Raw genomic sequence first — 15,317 nt, forward strand, 5'->3', positions numbered from 1 at the left:
GGGTACGTACCCCGGACCCCTTGTGGTCACCTGTTCGCTGAACGTCCGTACGGATCCGGTGTCACCAGGTCACCGGCATCGACCGCGGCCCGCGGACCAGCATCTGCGTCTTCCAGACGATGTCGCCGGAGGGCCGGAGCCCGGGCATCTTCCGCACGAGCGCCCGCAGGGCCTCCTGGAGCTCCACCCGGGCCAGCTGGGCGCCCAGGCAGTGGTGCACGCCGTGCCCGAACCCCAGGTGCTGATTGCCCTCCCGCGTGACGTCCAGGCGGTCCGGCGCGTCGAACCGCAGCGCGTCGCGGTTGGCGGCGCCGACGGCCACCAGGACGGGTTCGCCCGCCCGCACCAGCGTGCCGCCGACCTCGACGTCCTCCGTCGCGTAGCGCGGGAAGGCCGCGCCCGCGCCGAACGGCACGAAGCGCAGCAGCTCCTCGACCGCGCCGGCGATCAGACCCGGGTCGGCGCGCAGCCGGTCGAGCTGGTCCGGGTGGTCCAGCAGCGTGCAGAGGAAGTTGGGGATCTGGGTCGCGGTCGTCTCGTGCCCGGCGACGAGGATGCCGACGCACAGATCGACCAGCTCCTTCTCGGAGAGCCGGTCGTCGACGTCGCGCGCCTCGATCAGCGCGGTCATCAGGTCCTCCGCCGGGCGCCGCCGGTGCTCCTCGACGAGCGTCGCCATATAGGCGCGCAGCTCGTCCTGATTGGCCGTGAACTCCTCCGTGGTCATGGAGCTCGTCGACAGCGAGGCATCGCTCCACTCCCGGAAGAGGTGCTGGTCCGCGGCCGGCACGCCGAGCAGCCGGCAGATCACGGCGACCGGCACCGGCAGCGCGAAGTCCTCCACCAGGTCCGCCGGCGGCCCCGCCGCCAGCAGCTCGTCCAGCAGCCCCTCGGCCAGCGACCGGATGCCCGGCCGCAGCCGCTCGACCCGGTGCACGGTGAACGCCTTGGTCGCCAGCGTCCGCAGCCGGGCGTGGTCGGGCGGGTCCATGCTCAGCAGACCGCCCTCACGACGGCCGGGGGACTGGCGCGGGGCGTCGTGGTCGGCCTCCGCGGCGCGGCTGAAACGCCGGTCGCCGAGGACGAGGCGGGCGTCGGCGTAGCGCGTGACGAGCCAGGCGGGCTCGCCGTACGCCATCCGGACGCGCAGCAGGCCTTCGGCGTCGCGCGCCCGCTCGTACAGCTCGGACAGGGCCAGCCCGGTGGGCTCGTTGAACGGGTAGGCGGCGGGTTCGACATGGGTGGTGGTCATCCGTGCCCCTTCCTTTTACGTTCTCCTACGTCCCTCTTCGTCCTTCTGCGTTGTAGCTCCCTCCGCGTCCCTCACACCCCTTGACGCCGGTGTGAGCGTCCGCGCACTCACCGTAGGCGCACTTGGGTGGAGAGGCCACGGACTTTCCGGAATCGGGGACTACGCGTCCGCCTCCGCCTCCCGGGCCCGTCCCGCGCTGTCGCTGATCCTGACCAGCACCGCCACCAGCAGCCAGTTGGCGACCAGGGACGAGCCGCCCTTGGCCAGGAAGGGCAGGGCCTTGCCGGTCAGCGGGATGAGCCCCATGACGCCGCCGCCCACCACGAACACCTGGAGCGCCAGCGCCGCCGAGAGCCCGACGGCCAGCAGCTTCCCGAAGGGGTCGCGCGAGTGCAGCGCCGCGCTCATCCCGCGCTGCACCAGCAGCCCGTAGAGGAGCAGTACGACCATCGTGCCCGCCAGCCCCATCTCCTCCCCGACGGTGGTGAGGATGAAGTCGCTGCGGCCCGCGAACCCGATCAGCTCGGGGTGGCCCTGGCCCAGGCCGGTGCCCGTGACGCCGCCGCTGCCGAAGCCGAAGAGGGCGTTGGCGAGCTGCTCGGAGCCGGTGCCCGGGGGCTGCCGGTCCTTGGGCAGATAGACCGCGAACGGGTGCAGCCAGGCGGCGATCCGGCCCTTGACGTGCGGCTCGACGGAACCCACCACGGTCGCCCCGGCGGCGGCCATCACCACGCCGACCAGCACCCAGCTGGTGCGCTCGGTGGCCGTGTAAAGCATCACCACGAACAGCCCGAAGAAGATCAGCGAGGTGCCCAGGTCCCGCTCCAGGACCAGCACCAGCAGGCTCAGCACCCACACCCCGAGGAGGGGCCCCAGCTGCCGGCCCGGCGGCAGCCGGACGCCGAACACCTTGCGCCCGGTCAGGGCCAGCGCGTCCCGGTGGGTGACCAGGTAGCCCGCGAAGAACACGGCGATCATGGTCTTGACGAACTCGCCGGGCTGGAAGGACAGCGGTCCCACGAAGATCCACCGCTTGGCGCCGTAGGTGTCGCCGGGGAAGAAGGCCGGCGCCATCAGCAGCACCAGCGCCACCGCCATCAGCACGTAGATGCAGCGCTGGAGCCGCCGGTGGTCGCGCAGCACGACGAGCACGCCGACGCACACGCCCACCCCGATCACCGTCCACAGCAGCTGGCTGGGCGCGGTGGTCTCGGCACCCTTGAAGCGCTGGGCGTACGCGGAGTCCAGCCGGAACAGCAGCACCAGGCCGAGCCCGGACAGCAGGACGGCCAGCGGGAGGATCAGCGGATCGGCGTAGGGGGCGTAGCGGCGGACCGCGAGGTGCGGGACCAGCGCCAGGCACGTCATAGCCGCCGCGAACCCGGCGAAACCGGCCGGGAAGCGGCCTTCCACGGACAGCCCGGTGTACGCGTAGCCGAAACAGCTGATCAGGACGGCCATGCCGAGCAGCAGCGCCTCCCGGCCGCGCCGCCGGGAGGCCAGGGGGCGCCCCGTGCTCGCCGCGCTCCGGTCACTGCCTTCGAGTTGCACGGAATCCACGGTCACACCGGTCAATGTTGGGCAACCCCGGCTGAAGAAAACCTGAACTTCCTGAAGGGATCTTCAGGAATGGGGTGTTCCGGACGTGGTGGACGACGAAGCGGCGGGCAGGGGAAGCGGGCAGGCAAGCGGCGGACAGGGGAAGCGAGAGGCCGGACGCCGCGTCAGCCCGCCGGGCCGGCCGGCAGCCGCGCCACCAGGAGCGCGCCCCCGCCGGGCGCCGCCGACGCGGTCAGCGTCCCGCCGTGCGCGTGCGCGATCTCCCGGGCGATGGCGAGCCCCAGCCCGCTGCCGCCGCGCTCCCGGTCCCGCGCGGCGTCCAGCCGGACGAACCGCTCGAAGACCCGCTCCCGCTCGTCCGCCGGGATCCCCGGCCCGTCGTCGGCCACCTCCAGTACGGCGGACCCGTCCCGGGCGTACGCGCGCACGGTCACCCGGGACGCGGCGTGCCGCACCGCGTTGTCGACGAGGTTGGCCGCCAGCCGCTCCAGCTGGCCCGCCCGGCCCCGCAGCGGCACCGGCGCGTCCGCCTCGACCGTCACCGGCACCCGGGCGCCGGGCCGCCGCGCGGCCTCCTCGGCGGCCAGCAGCGCCAGGTCCACCGGCTCCCCGGGCGTGGTCGGCACCCGCGCGTCCAGCCGGGCCAGGAGCAGCAGGTCGGCGGCGACCCGCTGCAACCGCACGGTGTCCTCCAGCGCGGCCCGCACCGCCTCCGGCGCCGGGCCGCGGGGCGCCGCCAGCGCGACCTCCAGCTGCGAGCGGACCGCCGCCACGGGGTTGCGCAGCTCGTGCGAGGCGTCGGCGACGAACTGCCGCTGCCGCCCCACGGCCTGCTCCAGCCGGTCCAGCGTCCCGTTGACCGTGCGCGCCAGCAGCGCCACCTCGTCACCGCCCGCGGGCTCCGGCACCCGCCGGTCCAGCTCGCTCGCGGTCACGGCGGCCAGCTCCGTACGGATCGTGGTCACCGGGCGCAGCGCCAGACCCGTCACCGCCCAGGCGATGGCGGCGGCCAGGGCGACCAGCGGGGGCGCCGCGGCCAGCATGCCCAGGGCCACGGCGTGCGTCGCGTCGTCCACGTCGTTGAGGACGGTCAGCGCGTAGACGTAGCGCTCCCCGCCCCCGCCGGGCGCCGAGGAGCGCACCACGACCAGGTCGCCCCGCTGGCCCGCGTACCGGGCCAGCGCCGAGGCCGTGTCGCCGCCGGGCGCCGGGCGCAGCCCGGCGAACTCCCGGGCGAGCGGCCCGGCCGACGGGCGCGTGGTGGCGACCACCTCGCCGCGCGCGCCGAGGACGAGGACGACGTCGACGCCGTCCCGGGGCGCGGGCAGCAGCTCCGGCAGCGGTCCGGCGTCCGCCCGCGCCGCCACCTCGCGGGCCGCCAGCTCGGTGCGCCCGTGGGCGTTGTCCAGCAGATTGGCGCGCAGCACGCTGTACAGCCAGGTACCGCCGACCCCGAGGACCAGGGCCATCGCGAGCGCGGCCGCGGCGGCGCTCCGGCCGCGGACCGAACGGGGCAGCCGCAGCGGGCCGGCCACCGTCAGCCGCCGTCCGGCGCGACGCGGTAGCCCGTGCCGTGGACGGTCACGAGGGCCCGGCGGCCGAAGGGGACGTCGATCTTCCGGCGCAGTGAGGAGACATAGACCTCGACGATGTTCGGGTCCGTGTCGGCGGGGGAGTCCCAGACCTCGTCGAGGATGTCCCGCTTGGCCACCGCCCGGCCCGCGTTCTCCATCAGGTACCGCAGCACCGAGAGCTCCCGCGCGGTCAGCTCGATCTCCCGCCCGCCCCGCCGGCACACCCGCGCCGCCGGGTCCAGGACCAGATCGCCGGCAACGAGCGGACGCGCGCCCCCGGGGCTCCGGCGGCGGCCCAGCGCCCGCAGCCGCGCGGTCAGCACCACGAACGAGAACGGCTTGGACAGATAGTCGTCCGCGCCCGCGTCGAGCCCCTCCGCCTCGTCGTACTCGCCGTCCTTGGCGGTCAGCATCAGCACCGGCGTCCACGGGTCCAGGCGGCGCAGCCGCCGGCAGATCTCGTGGCCGCTCAGCCCCGGCAGCATCACGTCCAGCACGATCACGTCGTACGCGCCGGTCAGCGCCGCCTCCAGGCCGCGGTGGCCGTCGTGGACGGCCTCGGCCCAGTGTCCCTCGGCGGCCAGACCCCGGCGGAGCGAGTCGGCGAGCCCCGGCTCGTCCTCGACAATCAGTATGCGCACGCCCCAAGCGTCACATACCTCACGTGCCGGACCTCTCACGCCCCGACGGCCCACACCGCCCCGTACCGGGCGTGCCGCCTCGCACACACGGTGGAATGGCCGTAACCGCCCGACATCGCCCCGAGTTGACCTGAGGACGAAGGCCGCGACCACCCGGCCGCCACGCCACAGGACGGAGCAGTGGTACATCCATGAGCAAACGCCAGAAGGGCCGCCGCCACCGCAGGGTCAACCGCACCCCGCGGCCCGTCGGCCGGGCCCTCCCGGCCGCCCCGCAGTCCGCCGCACGGCCCGCGAGCGCGCCGCATCCCACCGCCCCGCAGTCCGCCGCCCCCGACCTCGGCCGCCACGCCGCCCGCACCTGGGAGAGCCTGCGGGAGCTCGGCGCGGCCGGAGCCTCCCTCGACGAGCTGGCCGCGGCGGCGGGCTATCAGGCGCGCACGGTCCTCAAGCACGTCACCGGGCTCGCCGGGCACGGGCTGGCGGAGCTGCGCGACGACCGCTGGTACGCCCGGGACACGGCGGACGCGCTCACCGGCTAGCCCGTCCGCCGTGCCCCCCGCGCCGCCTCAGTCGCGCTGCGTCGCCCCGCCGCTCTCCCGCCGCCCGCGCGCGAGAGCGGCGAGCAGCGCCTCGTGCCGGGCCAGCGCCTCGGCCGCGTGCTCCAGGGAGCGGGCGGCCCGCTCCGCGCGCTCCGCGTGGGAGGCGATCCGCCGCCGCAGGACGGTCCCCTCCGCACCGGGCAGCGTCATCCCCTCGGCGTCCGCCCGCAGCCGGCCGGCCTCCGCCCGCAGCCGGTCCGCCTGCGCCCGTACGGGCCGGGACCAGGGCGTGGTCCCCCGCGTCTCCCGCTCCTCCCGCGCCGCCATCAGCCGATCCCCCCGGGCCGCAGCATCCGCCAGGGCGCGAAGGCGTTGCGCACCCCCTCCAGCGAGGGCGCGAGCTCCGGATGGTGCCGCCGCAGCACCTCCACCATCCCGGTGCGGTCGATCCACTCCAGCCCCTCCGGGTGTAGACCTCCGGCCGGTAGTCGGTGGTGAAGAAGCGGTCGCTCTTCAGCCGCCGCGACGCCATCAGCACGAAGATCCGGAACGCCGTGTCGCTGAAGGCGAAGCCGCGCGGCCGCGGCTCGGCGTACATCCCGACCATGGTGTCCACCCGGTCCAGCCGGTCGTCGTAGACCTCCCTCAGCTCGGCCGCCAGTGCCACGTCCCCGCCGGTCAGCTCCTCGAAGCCGGTCAGCGGCGGGCGGTGCAGCGCGGCCCGGAACGCGGTGTAGCGCGGCACACCGCGCTCCCGGTCGCGCAGGACGTCCACCGTCCCGAGGTCCATGTGCTCCCCGGAGATCCTGGCGAGATCGCGCAGACAGTCGGGATGGTTGTGCAGGGTGATGTCACCGGGGTTCATGGTGCCGAACGAGTACAGCAGGTCCGACCAGCCCCAGCGGTCCACCGCCTCCCGGGTGGCCAGCGCCTGGAGCGCCTCGAAGTCCGTACGGTCGACGAGCGCGCCCGTGCGGTGCGAGCGGACCTCGTACTCGTCCCGGATCAGCGGGTGCAGCCGGTAGGAGGTGACGAACTCCTCCGTCATGGAGAACGGGGCCGTGTGGTGGTCGGTGGGGGAGCCGAGGATGCCGAAGAGTGCCTCCCCCCTGCCGAACCGGCCCGTCCGCCGCCGCAGCCCGGCCGGGAGCACCCCGTACCAGTTGATGTGCATGGCCGCCCGCGTCACCGGGTGCGCGATCACCGCGGGCGTCCACTCCACCGTGTGGATCTTGGCCATCACGGCGGCGTTGACCAGCCGGGCGGTGTGGAAGAGCCGCTCGTCGTCCCAGGTCGGGTGGGCCGCGGCGATCCGGTCGCAGATCGCGTTGTGCTCCTTGGCGAAGAGCGTGTGCAGCAGCGACAGCCCCACCCAGTAGTTGTCGTTGAAACCCGTGAGGTCGATGCCGGAGAGCCCGGGCCGGGTCTCGTCCGGCAGCCGGCCGCCCTCGACGGCCAGCCTGCCGCGCTCCCCGGTGCGCAGCGCCCGGCACCGCTCCTCGTCCGACCCGTAGATCTGCGAGCCGTCCCACCAGTGGCTGACGGTGTTCTCGTACGTCGGCGGGCGCGTGGGGTCGGTGTGGGCGACCGGGTCGGGGCGGGAGCGGCGCACCGTCATCGGGCAGCGCGGCCAGTCGTCGTCCGGCGCGAGCGGTACGTCGAGCGGCTCGTCGGTCCTGTTGTCGCCATGGCTGAACCAGCCGTGGTTCTGGAACTGGATCCAGGCGGCGGCGAGCATGTTGAGGGTCGGCGCGGGCCGGAAGCCGGAGCGGCGGGCCAGCAGCCGCCGGCTCACCTCGCGGGGGCTCGGCGAGTACAGCCCCTTCTCCTCCTCTTCCGGGAAGGTCTCCGGCAGGGCGCAGTTGCGGTCGAAGCGGGTGCCGGCGCGGCCCATGTCGACGTCGTCCGGGTCGTAGCCGGAGCCGTCGTAGCTGCGGTAGGGCAGCAGCCGGGGGCTCGGCCGGCGCGGGCGCTCACCGCCGGCGCCGTACGTGTCGTGCAGGTTGTGCGCGCGCAGCAGCTCCCGCTGTCGCCTGATCTCCAGGATCGCGAGCGGGAAGGGCAGGGAGTGCCACTCGCGGCGGGGGCGCGGTACGGGCGTCATCGATAGCTCTCCATCGGGGGTGCTCGGTCGGCGGGGCGTCGGTGTCAGCGGTCGTGGAGCCGGAGGACGACGGTCTCCTCGACATGGCCGCGGAACGGCGCGAGCAGGTCGTCCACCCGGTCACGCGCCTCCGGGACGACCTTGTCGAGGCTCTGCGCGTACACGTCGACGTTGTGGCACTGCGGGAAGTCGTGCGTGGGGTCCACCCAGGTGAACTCCAGCCAGTCGGCGGGCACGGGGAAGACCGAGGCCGGGCTGCGGCCCTCCAGGTTGGGCACGACGTCGTGCTCGTTGACGAGGCTGACGACCTTGGTGCGCGGGTCGCGCGGGCGCTTGAAGTCGATGGGGGAGCCCACCGCGACGACGCGTGCCAGCCGCCACCGGTCGTTGACCTCGCCGAGCTCGGTCAGGTTCATGGCCGCGATGCCGCCCTGGCTGTGCCCGACCAGCGCGATCTCCGCGCCGTCCGGGACGGTGAGGGCGAGCGCCTTGCGGACGGCCCGGGTGTACGGCGAGTCGTTGCGGCCGACGGCGGTGACCGCGCCCACCAGGTCCTGCGGGGTGGGGTTGCGCGGCAGCCCGAGGGCCATGCCGGGCAGCAGGGCCACGTAGCGGGTGACGCCGTCCGGGCCCTTGACCCGCTGGACGATCATCCGGCCGTCGTTGCCGATGGCCGCGAGGTTGCGCAGGTGCGCGGTGACGCCCCCGCCGTTGTCGAAGCCGGCCAGCAGCTCGGGGTCCGGCGGCTCGGCCACGGCCCGGCCGGCCCCGCGGTCCCAGCGCGCCCAGGTGCTGATCCGGGTGCCCAGCAGCGGGTCGCTGTCGGGCCGGGTGCCCTGGACGACGTGCCACGCCGCCTCGTCGTTGAACGGGTTCTCGTCCACCAGCGCGTTCCACGCCAGCACCTCGGCCAGGCACGGCGCGAGCGCGGCCAGCGTCCGCGCGCCGCCCTGCGCCCGTACGTTCTCCCGGAGGATCCGCAGGGCCAGCAGCTGCTTGTCCGCCTCGACGGCGATGAGCATCCGCCGGACCGGGCCCTCCTCCACGAACTCCGGGTGCCGCACGGCGCACAGCCGGATCCGCAGCTTCAGCGCGGTCACCGCGACGTCCACGGCCAGGCTCGCACGGCTGGTGAGCACACCGCCCAGCCGGGCCACCCGGCCCGGTCCCGCGCCGTCCGGCGCGTACCCCAGCCCGGTGGGCGCGACGAGCGTACGGGTCAGGGCGAACAGGGCCCGCGCGCCGCTGCGGGGCGAGCGGCCGAGCGAGCGGAGCAGCGCCGGATCGGTGGCCACGGCGGTCAGCACGCGCCCGGCGTCCCGGATCACCCCGGCGGTCCCGCTCAGGGACCGGGCGACGGCGGCGAGCCCGTCGAGCCCGGCGGGCTCCTCACCGGCCGGGGCACCCGGCTCAGCACGGGGCGCCGGCACGGCGGGCACGGGATCTCCGCCGGACTCGCCCTCCGCGGACTCGGCACCTACGGGCCGGGCTTCCACAGGCCCGGCCGCCACGGCCTCGGTCTCTACGGCCTCGGCCTCTCCGACAGGCCCGGCCGGCGCCGGGGACGCCGCGGCCACTCGGGCCACTTCGGAGGCGCCCGGCGCCTCCGAGGCCGCCAGGGCCGGTGACACCTCCAGGGCGTCGGATGACTCCGGGCCTCCGGCTCTTCCCGGGCTTCCGGCGGCTCCAGGGCCTCCGACGCCTCCGGGGCCGCGGAAGCTTCCGGGGGCTCCGGCCCGTCCAGGATCTCCGACGTCTCCGGGGCCGCTGGCACCTCTGGAGTCTCTGACGGCTTCGCGGCTTCCGGCTCCTCCGAGGGTTCCGGTGTCCCCTGGGCCGCCGAGACCTCCGCCGCCTCCGCCCGGTCCGGCCCGTCCTCCGGGCCCGCCGCGGCCGGTGTCGCCTCCGGCGCCTCCGCCGGTGTGCCGCTGTCGGTCGTCATGTCCCCTCCACGGGCCGGGTCGGGCGGATGCCGATGCGCAGCCGCGCCGTGTCGAAGGCGTACGGAAGCGGCCGTTCGGGGCTCAGCCGGACCCCGGCGGCGGCCAGTTCGCCGCCGCGCAGCAGCTCGGCGACGAAGCCCGTGGCCAGCTGGAGCCCCAGCTCCATGCCGCTGCACTGGGCCTCGCCCCTGCTGAACGGGCTGATGGCCCAGTCGGCCTCCGCGGTGCCGTCGAGCCACTTCTCGGGGGCGAACCGGTGCGCGTAGTCGATCCGTTCGCCGTCGCGGGCGTGGAAGCCCGCCGGTACCAGGACGTTGACGCCGCCCGGCGCCACCGCGCCCCGCCAGCGGGTCTCCGCGGTCGTGCGCCGCATCAGGCTGGGGACGGGGGGCCACAGCCGGGACGCCTCCTGCACGCAGGCCCGGACGTACGGCATCTGCATATGGCCGGCCACCGTGCGCGCGCCGTGGGCGCGGTCCGCCGCCTCGGTCTCCGCGAGCGCCCGCCGGTAGTGGTGGGGGTGCGTCGCGAGCAGGGCGAGCGCCTGCACGGTCGCCGAGTGGACCACGCTCAGTGCCATGAACCAGTGCGTGACCTGGCACTCGGGAGCGGTCTCCGGGCCCCTCGGCGCCCCGGAGAACAGTCCGGCCAGGCTCCGCGGGTCGGCCTCGCCCAGATAGCGCGCCTGCCGCTGCATCATGCGCCGCCGCGACCGCCGGGTGGCGGCGGTGCGCCAGCGGCGGGCGCCCAGCCAGTTGGCCTCGGTGAGGAGTTCGGCCAGCAGCCGGGAGAACTCCACGTCGTCGGCCGCGGCCTCGCCCAGGAAGCAGCGCCGCCCGACCCGCTCGAAGCACTCCCGCAGGGTGTCCGCGTCGAGCCCGGCCACCGAGCGCGGGCCCAGCAGCGCGGCGGCCTCCTCGCCGACGACCCGCAGGAAGTGGTCCGCGAGCCGGTGCACGGGGCAGCCGGCGTCCAGCACGGCGTCGTTGAACGCCCGGCGGACGGCGCGCTGCCGGCCGTGCGAGGCGACCAGCGCGTCGGGCTGGACCGACGCGAAGCCGGACACCTTCTCCCAGGTGTCGACGGCGTAGACGTCCACGGGCCCGGCCAGCACCTGCCGGACGTCCTCCGGGTCCAGGACGAGCAGGGTGGGCCCGGACGTGCCGCGCACCACGACCGGGCCGCGCCCGTGCCGGCGCCGCATCCGGCGCAGCGTCTCCACGCCGCGCCGCCCGGCGTCCGCGCGCGCGACGAGCGAGCCGAGGCGCGGCCGGAGCCGGAAGACACCCTTGAGGTAGTTGGGCAGGAAGTAGGCGAGGGTGAGCCGGAGGTTCTCGCCCGCCGACGCCATGGGCAGCTCCGCGCCGCGGCCGGCGTCGTCGCTCCCGGTGCTCCCGGCGCCCCCGGGCGCGCTGCGCAGCAGGCTCATGCCAGCACCTTCCCGGGGTTGAGGAGCCCCTCGGGGTCGAAGAGCCGCTTGAGGTCGCGCTGCAACCGCAGGCCGCGGGGCGGCAGTTCGCGGGCCAGCCAGTCGCGCTTGAGGGTGCCGACGCCGTGCTCGCCGGTGATCGTGCCGCCCAGCTCCAGACCGGCGGCCATGATGGCGTCGTACGCCTCCTTGGCCCGCCGGACCGCGTCCGGGTCGGAGCGGTCGAAGACGACCGTGGGGTGCAGATTGCCGTCCCCGGCGTGGCCGACGGTGGAGATGTAGAGGTCGTACTCGTCGGCGATCAGCTCGATCCGGTCGATCAGTTCGGCCAGCCGGTCGCGGGGCACGGCGACGTCCTCGATGAACGCCGTCACGTCGCCGGGCAGCGCCGCCGCCCGCGCCTTGAGCGCGGGGAGCACCATCCGCCGCGCCTCCAGGACCTCGCCGGACTCCTCCTCGCCGGCCGCGGCGGTGACGGACAGCGCCTTGGCGTCCCGGCAGAGGTCCGCCATCGCCAGGACGTCCCCGGCGGCGTCGGGCGCGTCGCTCGCCACGATCAGCGTCGCCGCGCCGCCGCCGGCGAACAGCGGGTGGCCCAGCGCGGAGACCGCCTCGGTGGTCGTGCGGTCCAGCAGTTCCAGGGCGGACGGTACGTGCCCGGCGCGGACGATCGCCGCCACGGCCTCGCCCGCGTCCGACGCGGACGGGAACCGGGCCAGCAGCGCGCGGGCCGGCGGCCGCGGCGGCCGCAGGGCCAGGGTGGCCTCGACGATGACGCCCAGGGTGCCCTCGGAGCCGACGAACAGCCGGGTGAGGTCGTAGCCCGCAACGCCCTTGACCGTGCGCCGCCCGACCCGCAGCACCTCGCCGTCGGCCAGGACGACGGTCAGCCCGAGCACGTAGTCGGCGGTGACCCCGTACTTCACGCAGCACAGCCCGCCCGCGCCCGTGGCGATGTTCCCGCCGATCGTGCAGACCCCCCAGGAGGCCGGGTCCGGCGGGTAGCACAGACCCCGCTCGGCGACGGCCGCGGCGAGGTCGGCGGTGACGACGCCGGGCTCGCAGCGCACCAGGCGGTTCGCCGGGTCGATCTCCAGGATCCGGTTCATCCGGACCATGGAGAGCACCACGCAGCCGTCCACGGCGTCGGCGGCGCCGGCGAGGCCCGTCCGCGCGCCCTGGGGCACGACGGGCACGCCGTGCGCGCGGGCCGCGCGGATCACCCGCTGCACCTGCTCCACGGTCTCGGGGCGGACCACCGCCACGGGTCTGCCGGCCTCGCCGAACGGGGCGGAATCACGGCTGTGCAGGTCGAGTTGGTCGTCCGCGGTCAGCACGGCCGCGTCGGGCAGCGCCTCCCGCAGGGCCGCGAGCAGCGGCTTCTCGACGGATACGGTCATGGGCGACTCCAGAGACACCAGCAAGGGGGCGAGCGGGGGACGAGCGGAAGGCGCGACGGCACCGCGCGCGGCGGGGCGCCGTCGCGTCACCGGGGTGAGGGCGCGTGCCTCAGAGCGAAGGGGGGACGGTCGTGATCGGCGCCTCGATGAGGACCGGGCCGTCCGTCGCGGCAGTGGCCCCGGCGACCAGCTCCGCGAGGTGGGCCGCGTCCGTGGCCCGGTGCGCGGGCACGCCGTAGCCGCGGGCGAGCGCGCACAGGTCGAGCCCGGGGAGGTCCAGGCCGGGCACGCCGGGCGTGTTCTCGAACCGGCCGAACCATTTGAGGATCGCGTATTCGCCGTTCGCCGGGACGACGAAGGTGACGGGCGCGCGATAGGCCGCCGCGGTCCACAGCGCCGTGATCGCGTACTGCGCGGAGCCATCGCCGACCAGGGCCACCACCGGCCGTTCCGGCCGCCCCAACTGGGCGCCCACGGCCGCCGCGAGCCCGAAGCCGAGGCCGCCGCCGGCCGTGGTGAGGAAGGAGCAGGGGCGGTCGATCCGCACGACCTCGCGGAAGATCTGGACGTTGGAGGGCGACTCGTTGACCCAGAGGGTCTCCGGGGGCGCGCCGGCCGCCACGGCGGCGAGGGCCGTACGGGCGGACATGGGCTCGGTCTCCGGCTCCTCGGCGGGCGCGGCCGGCGGTGCCGCGCCGGCCGGTCCGTCGTCGCCGGGGTCCGCCCTCTTGTCGAGGAGCTCGGTGAGCCGTTCCAGCGTGGGCCGCAGTCCCGCCACCAGGGCGTCGCCGACCGGGGCGCGCGCGGCCTCGCCGGGATCGCTGGTCAGCAGCGCCAGTTCGGCGCCCTCGGGCAGGACGGGGCCGGGCACGTAGGGGTAGTAGCGGAAGACGGGCGCCCCGACGACGAGGACCAGGTCGTGGCCCTGGAGGGTGGCGGCCAGCGGGGCCAGCGCGGGCGGGAGCACGCCGCGGTAGAGCCGGTGGTCCTCCGGGAAGCCGACGCGCCCCTCGATGGGCGAGGCCCATACGGGCAGGCCCCGGCGCTCCGCGAGTGCCACGGCCGCGTCCCAGGCGCCCTCGGCGTCCACCGAACCGCCCGTCACCATGACCGGGTTGGCCGCGGCGGCGAGCCGGGCGGCCAGCGCCTCGACGGCCGGTCCGGCGGCCGCCGTCGCGTCCGTCACCCGGCGCCGGGCCGCGTGCCGCGCGGCGGCCGCCTCGGCCTCGTCGAGCTCCACGTCGAAGTCGTCCATGGGCAGCGAGAGGAACACCGGTCCCCGGGGAGCGGTTTCGGCCAGGTGGAAGGCGCGGGCGAGGGCGGCGGGCACGTCCTGGGCGCGGGGCGGTTCGTAGGCCCACTTGACGGCGGGGCGCGGCAGGGTCGTGGCGTCCACGTTGGTGAGCAGCGCCTCCATGGTCATCATGGCCCGCACCTGCTGGCCCGCCGTGATCACCATCGGGGTGTGGTTCGCCGCCGCGTTGACCACGGCGCCCATGGCGTTGCCGACGCCCGGTGCCGTGTGCAGGTTGACCAGCGCCGTCGTCCCGGTCGCCTGCGCGTGGCCGTCCGCCATGCCGACCACGACGGCCTCCTGGAGCCCGAGGACGTAGCGGAAGTCGTCGGGGAAGTCCCGCAGGAACGGGAGTTCCGTGGAGCCCGGGTTGCCGAAGACGGTGGTCACCCCGCGGTCCCGCAGCAGCTCGAACACGGCAGCGCGGACGGTCGTCATGCCTGGCACCTCTTGGGGTCGGAGTGATGAGGGAGAAGGAAGCGGAGAGGGGAGCATTGCCCATTACCGTCCGGCGGAGTCATCAATTCCGAAGATCACCCCAGTTTTCATCCCCAGGGGTGAAGGCGGTGCGCGGGGTTTCCGGCGGCGCGGTCCGCGGGCGCGCACGGAGCGGCCCCGCCACCCGGGAACGGGGTGGCGGGGCCGTGGGACGACGGGAATCGGCCTGGTCCTCGCGTGCGCACCGAGTACGGAGGCGGAGCGGGCGAGAGGCTCTCCTTTCGCTCACTCGGCGCTGCCGCCCCGCAGCTCAGCGTCGCGCCCGCATCCGGCCCATGCCGGCGAGCGCCAGGGCGACCAGGCAGGCCACCACGCCCACGACGACGTTGCTGACGACGGCACGGGTGGCGAAGTCGTGGCCGGCGACGATCCAGGGGGACACGATCGTCCACGCGCCGAGGGCCAGAGCGGCCCAGCTCATCGCGTGGGTGCGCTCGTACGCGGGGCCGAAGCCGCTGACGAGACAGGCGAACGCGACGCCCACGATCAGGTTGTTGACGGCCAGGGTGGTCGAGCCGCTGAAGCCCACGATCCATGCCGAGGCGGCCAGATAGACGCCACAGAGGAGTGCGAGTGCTTCGACGGCCTGGGCGACGGGGGTCGCCGTGGTCTCTTCGGAGTGGGCGCGCAGCGCCACGATGTCCGGGTGCTGGTCTATCCGGGGCGACGTCGGGGCGGTCACGTCAGCCACCTTCTTTCAGTGTCAGTTCGGACCTGCCTGCATTTTATCCTTCTTGCCCTCTTTTGCCACCCGGATGGAGGTAGTTCATATCTGGCTATATCCGATGTGGTGGTCGCTGGTTTCAAGACGTCACCCTGAGGAAACCCGGACGTCGTTTTCCGGACGCACGACCCGTCCGCGCGGTCGGGGGACCAGGAAAGCACCAGGAAAGGAAACCGTCGTGGACCAGCTCAAGGGGCACAGCGACCGGAAGCAGGGCCGGGGTGAGGGCCTGGAGGAGACCGCACGGGTCCGCCGCGCCGCACCGCGCGAGACTCCCGAGACCACCAACGAGGAGGCCGACCCGGAGTCGCACATCATCCGCGGCGTCGACTGAGCGGACCGGCCCGCCGCCGAGG

General features: G+C 75.0%; 12 protein-coding genes. 2 read left to right on the top strand and 10 right to left on the bottom strand.

Going from position 1 to position 15,317, the window contains the following annotated elements:
- Positions 1-61 precede the first annotated feature (61 nt).
- From SMD11_RS27930 to SMD11_RS27945, 4 genes are all read right to left on the bottom strand, one after another.
- Entirely contained in the window at positions 62-1,252 is a 1,191-nt protein-coding gene (locus SMD11_RS27930; RefSeq protein ID WP_087929078.1) for a cytochrome P450, read from the bottom strand.
- Between the two features lie 159 nt (positions 1,253-1,411).
- Positions 1,412-2,713 (bottom strand): FtsW/RodA/SpoVE family cell cycle protein, encoded by a 1,302-nt coding sequence (locus SMD11_RS27935; RefSeq protein ID WP_087930769.1) that lies wholly within the window; start codon positions 2,711-2,713, stop codon positions 1,412-1,414.
- A 263-nt stretch (positions 2,714-2,976) separates the two neighbouring features.
- Positions 2,977-4,347, bottom strand: a complete 1,371-nt coding sequence (locus SMD11_RS27940; RefSeq protein ID WP_234366187.1) for a sensor histidine kinase — start codon at positions 4,345-4,347, stop codon at positions 2,977-2,979.
- 2 nt (positions 4,348-4,349) lie between these two features.
- The gene (locus SMD11_RS27945) at positions 4,350-5,027 is read right to left on the bottom strand and encodes a response regulator transcription factor (RefSeq protein ID WP_087929079.1); all 678 of its coding nucleotides are present in this window, start codon (positions 5,025-5,027) and stop codon (positions 4,350-4,352) included.
- Positions 5,028-5,218: 191 nt separating this feature from the next.
- On the opposite strand from SMD11_RS27945, the gene SMD11_RS27950 reads away from it, so the two are divergent.
- Positions 5,219-5,569 (top strand): hypothetical protein, encoded by a 351-nt coding sequence (locus SMD11_RS27950; protein WP_087929080.1) that lies wholly within the window; start codon positions 5,219-5,221, stop codon positions 5,567-5,569.
- Here the strand turns inward: SMD11_RS27950 and SMD11_RS27960 are convergent.
- The 6 genes from SMD11_RS27960 to SMD11_RS27990 all read right to left on the bottom strand — a co-directional run bounded on the left by SMD11_RS27960 (position 5,559) and on the right by SMD11_RS27990 (position 14,919).
- Positions 5,559-7,673 (bottom strand): peroxidase family protein, encoded by a 2,115-nt coding sequence (locus tag SMD11_RS27960; RefSeq protein WP_267896868.1) that lies wholly within the window; start codon positions 7,671-7,673, stop codon positions 5,559-5,561. The genes SMD11_RS27950 and SMD11_RS27960 overlap by 11 nt on opposite strands.
- 44 nt (positions 7,674-7,717) lie before the next feature.
- Positions 7,718-9,112 (bottom strand): hypothetical protein, encoded by a 1,395-nt coding sequence (locus SMD11_RS27965; protein WP_159395364.1) that lies wholly within the window; start codon positions 9,110-9,112, stop codon positions 7,718-7,720.
- A 499-nt stretch (positions 9,113-9,611) separates the two neighbouring features.
- Positions 9,612-11,045 (bottom strand): cytochrome P450, encoded by a 1,434-nt coding sequence (locus tag SMD11_RS27975; RefSeq protein WP_087929084.1) that lies wholly within the window; start codon positions 11,043-11,045, stop codon positions 9,612-9,614.
- Positions 11,042-12,445 (bottom strand): FAD-binding oxidoreductase, encoded by a 1,404-nt coding sequence (locus tag SMD11_RS27980; protein WP_087929085.1) that lies wholly within the window; start codon positions 12,443-12,445, stop codon positions 11,042-11,044. Before SMD11_RS27980 ends, SMD11_RS27975 begins: the two co-directional genes overlap by 4 nt.
- Positions 12,446-12,554: 109 nt before the next feature.
- Positions 12,555-14,177 (bottom strand): benzoylformate decarboxylase, encoded by a 1,623-nt coding sequence (gene mdlC, locus SMD11_RS27985; RefSeq protein WP_087929086.1) that lies wholly within the window; start codon positions 14,175-14,177, stop codon positions 12,555-12,557.
- A 310-nt stretch (positions 14,178-14,487) separates the two neighbouring features.
- Positions 14,488-14,919, bottom strand: a complete 432-nt coding sequence (locus tag SMD11_RS27990) for an SPW repeat protein (RefSeq protein WP_087929087.1) — start codon at positions 14,917-14,919, stop codon at positions 14,488-14,490.
- Between the two features lie 220 nt (positions 14,920-15,139).
- Between SMD11_RS27990 and SMD11_RS35565 the strand changes: the two genes are divergently transcribed.
- Complete coding sequence (locus SMD11_RS35565; protein WP_159395365.1) at positions 15,140-15,295, top strand: hypothetical protein; 156 nt, start codon at positions 15,140-15,142, stop codon at positions 15,293-15,295.
- Positions 15,296-15,317: the final 22 nt, after the last annotated feature.

The organism is Streptomyces albireticuli (assembly GCF_002192455.1).
In the GTDB taxonomy this organism is placed as follows: domain Bacteria; phylum Actinomycetota; class Actinomycetes; order Streptomycetales; family Streptomycetaceae; genus Streptomyces; species Streptomyces albireticuli_B.

Excerpts from the sequence above, each read along its gene's own strand:
- SMD11_RS27930 (WP_087929078.1), bottom strand. The coding sequence starts at position 1,252 with ATGACCACCACCCATGTCGAACCCGCCGCCTACCCGTTCAACGAGCCC.
- SMD11_RS27935 (WP_087930769.1), bottom strand. The coding sequence starts at position 2,713 with ATGGCCGTCCTGATCAGCTGTTTCGGCTACGCGTACACCGGGCTGTCC.
- SMD11_RS27950 (WP_087929080.1), top strand. The coding sequence starts at position 5,219 with ATGAGCAAACGCCAGAAGGGCCGCCGCCACCGCAGGGTCAACCGCACC.
- SMD11_RS27960 (WP_267896868.1), bottom strand. The coding sequence starts at position 7,673 with ATGACGCCCGTACCGCGCCCCCGCCGCGAGTGGCACTCCCTGCCCTTC.
- SMD11_RS27975 (WP_087929084.1), bottom strand. The coding sequence starts at position 11,045 with ATGAGCCTGCTGCGCAGCGCGCCCGGGGGCGCCGGGAGCACCGGGAGC.
- SMD11_RS27980 (WP_087929085.1), bottom strand. The coding sequence starts at position 12,445 with ATGACCGTATCCGTCGAGAAGCCGCTGCTCGCGGCCCTGCGGGAGGCG.
- mdlC (WP_087929086.1), bottom strand. The coding sequence starts at position 14,177 with ATGACGACCGTCCGCGCTGCCGTGTTCGAGCTGCTGCGGGACCGCGGG.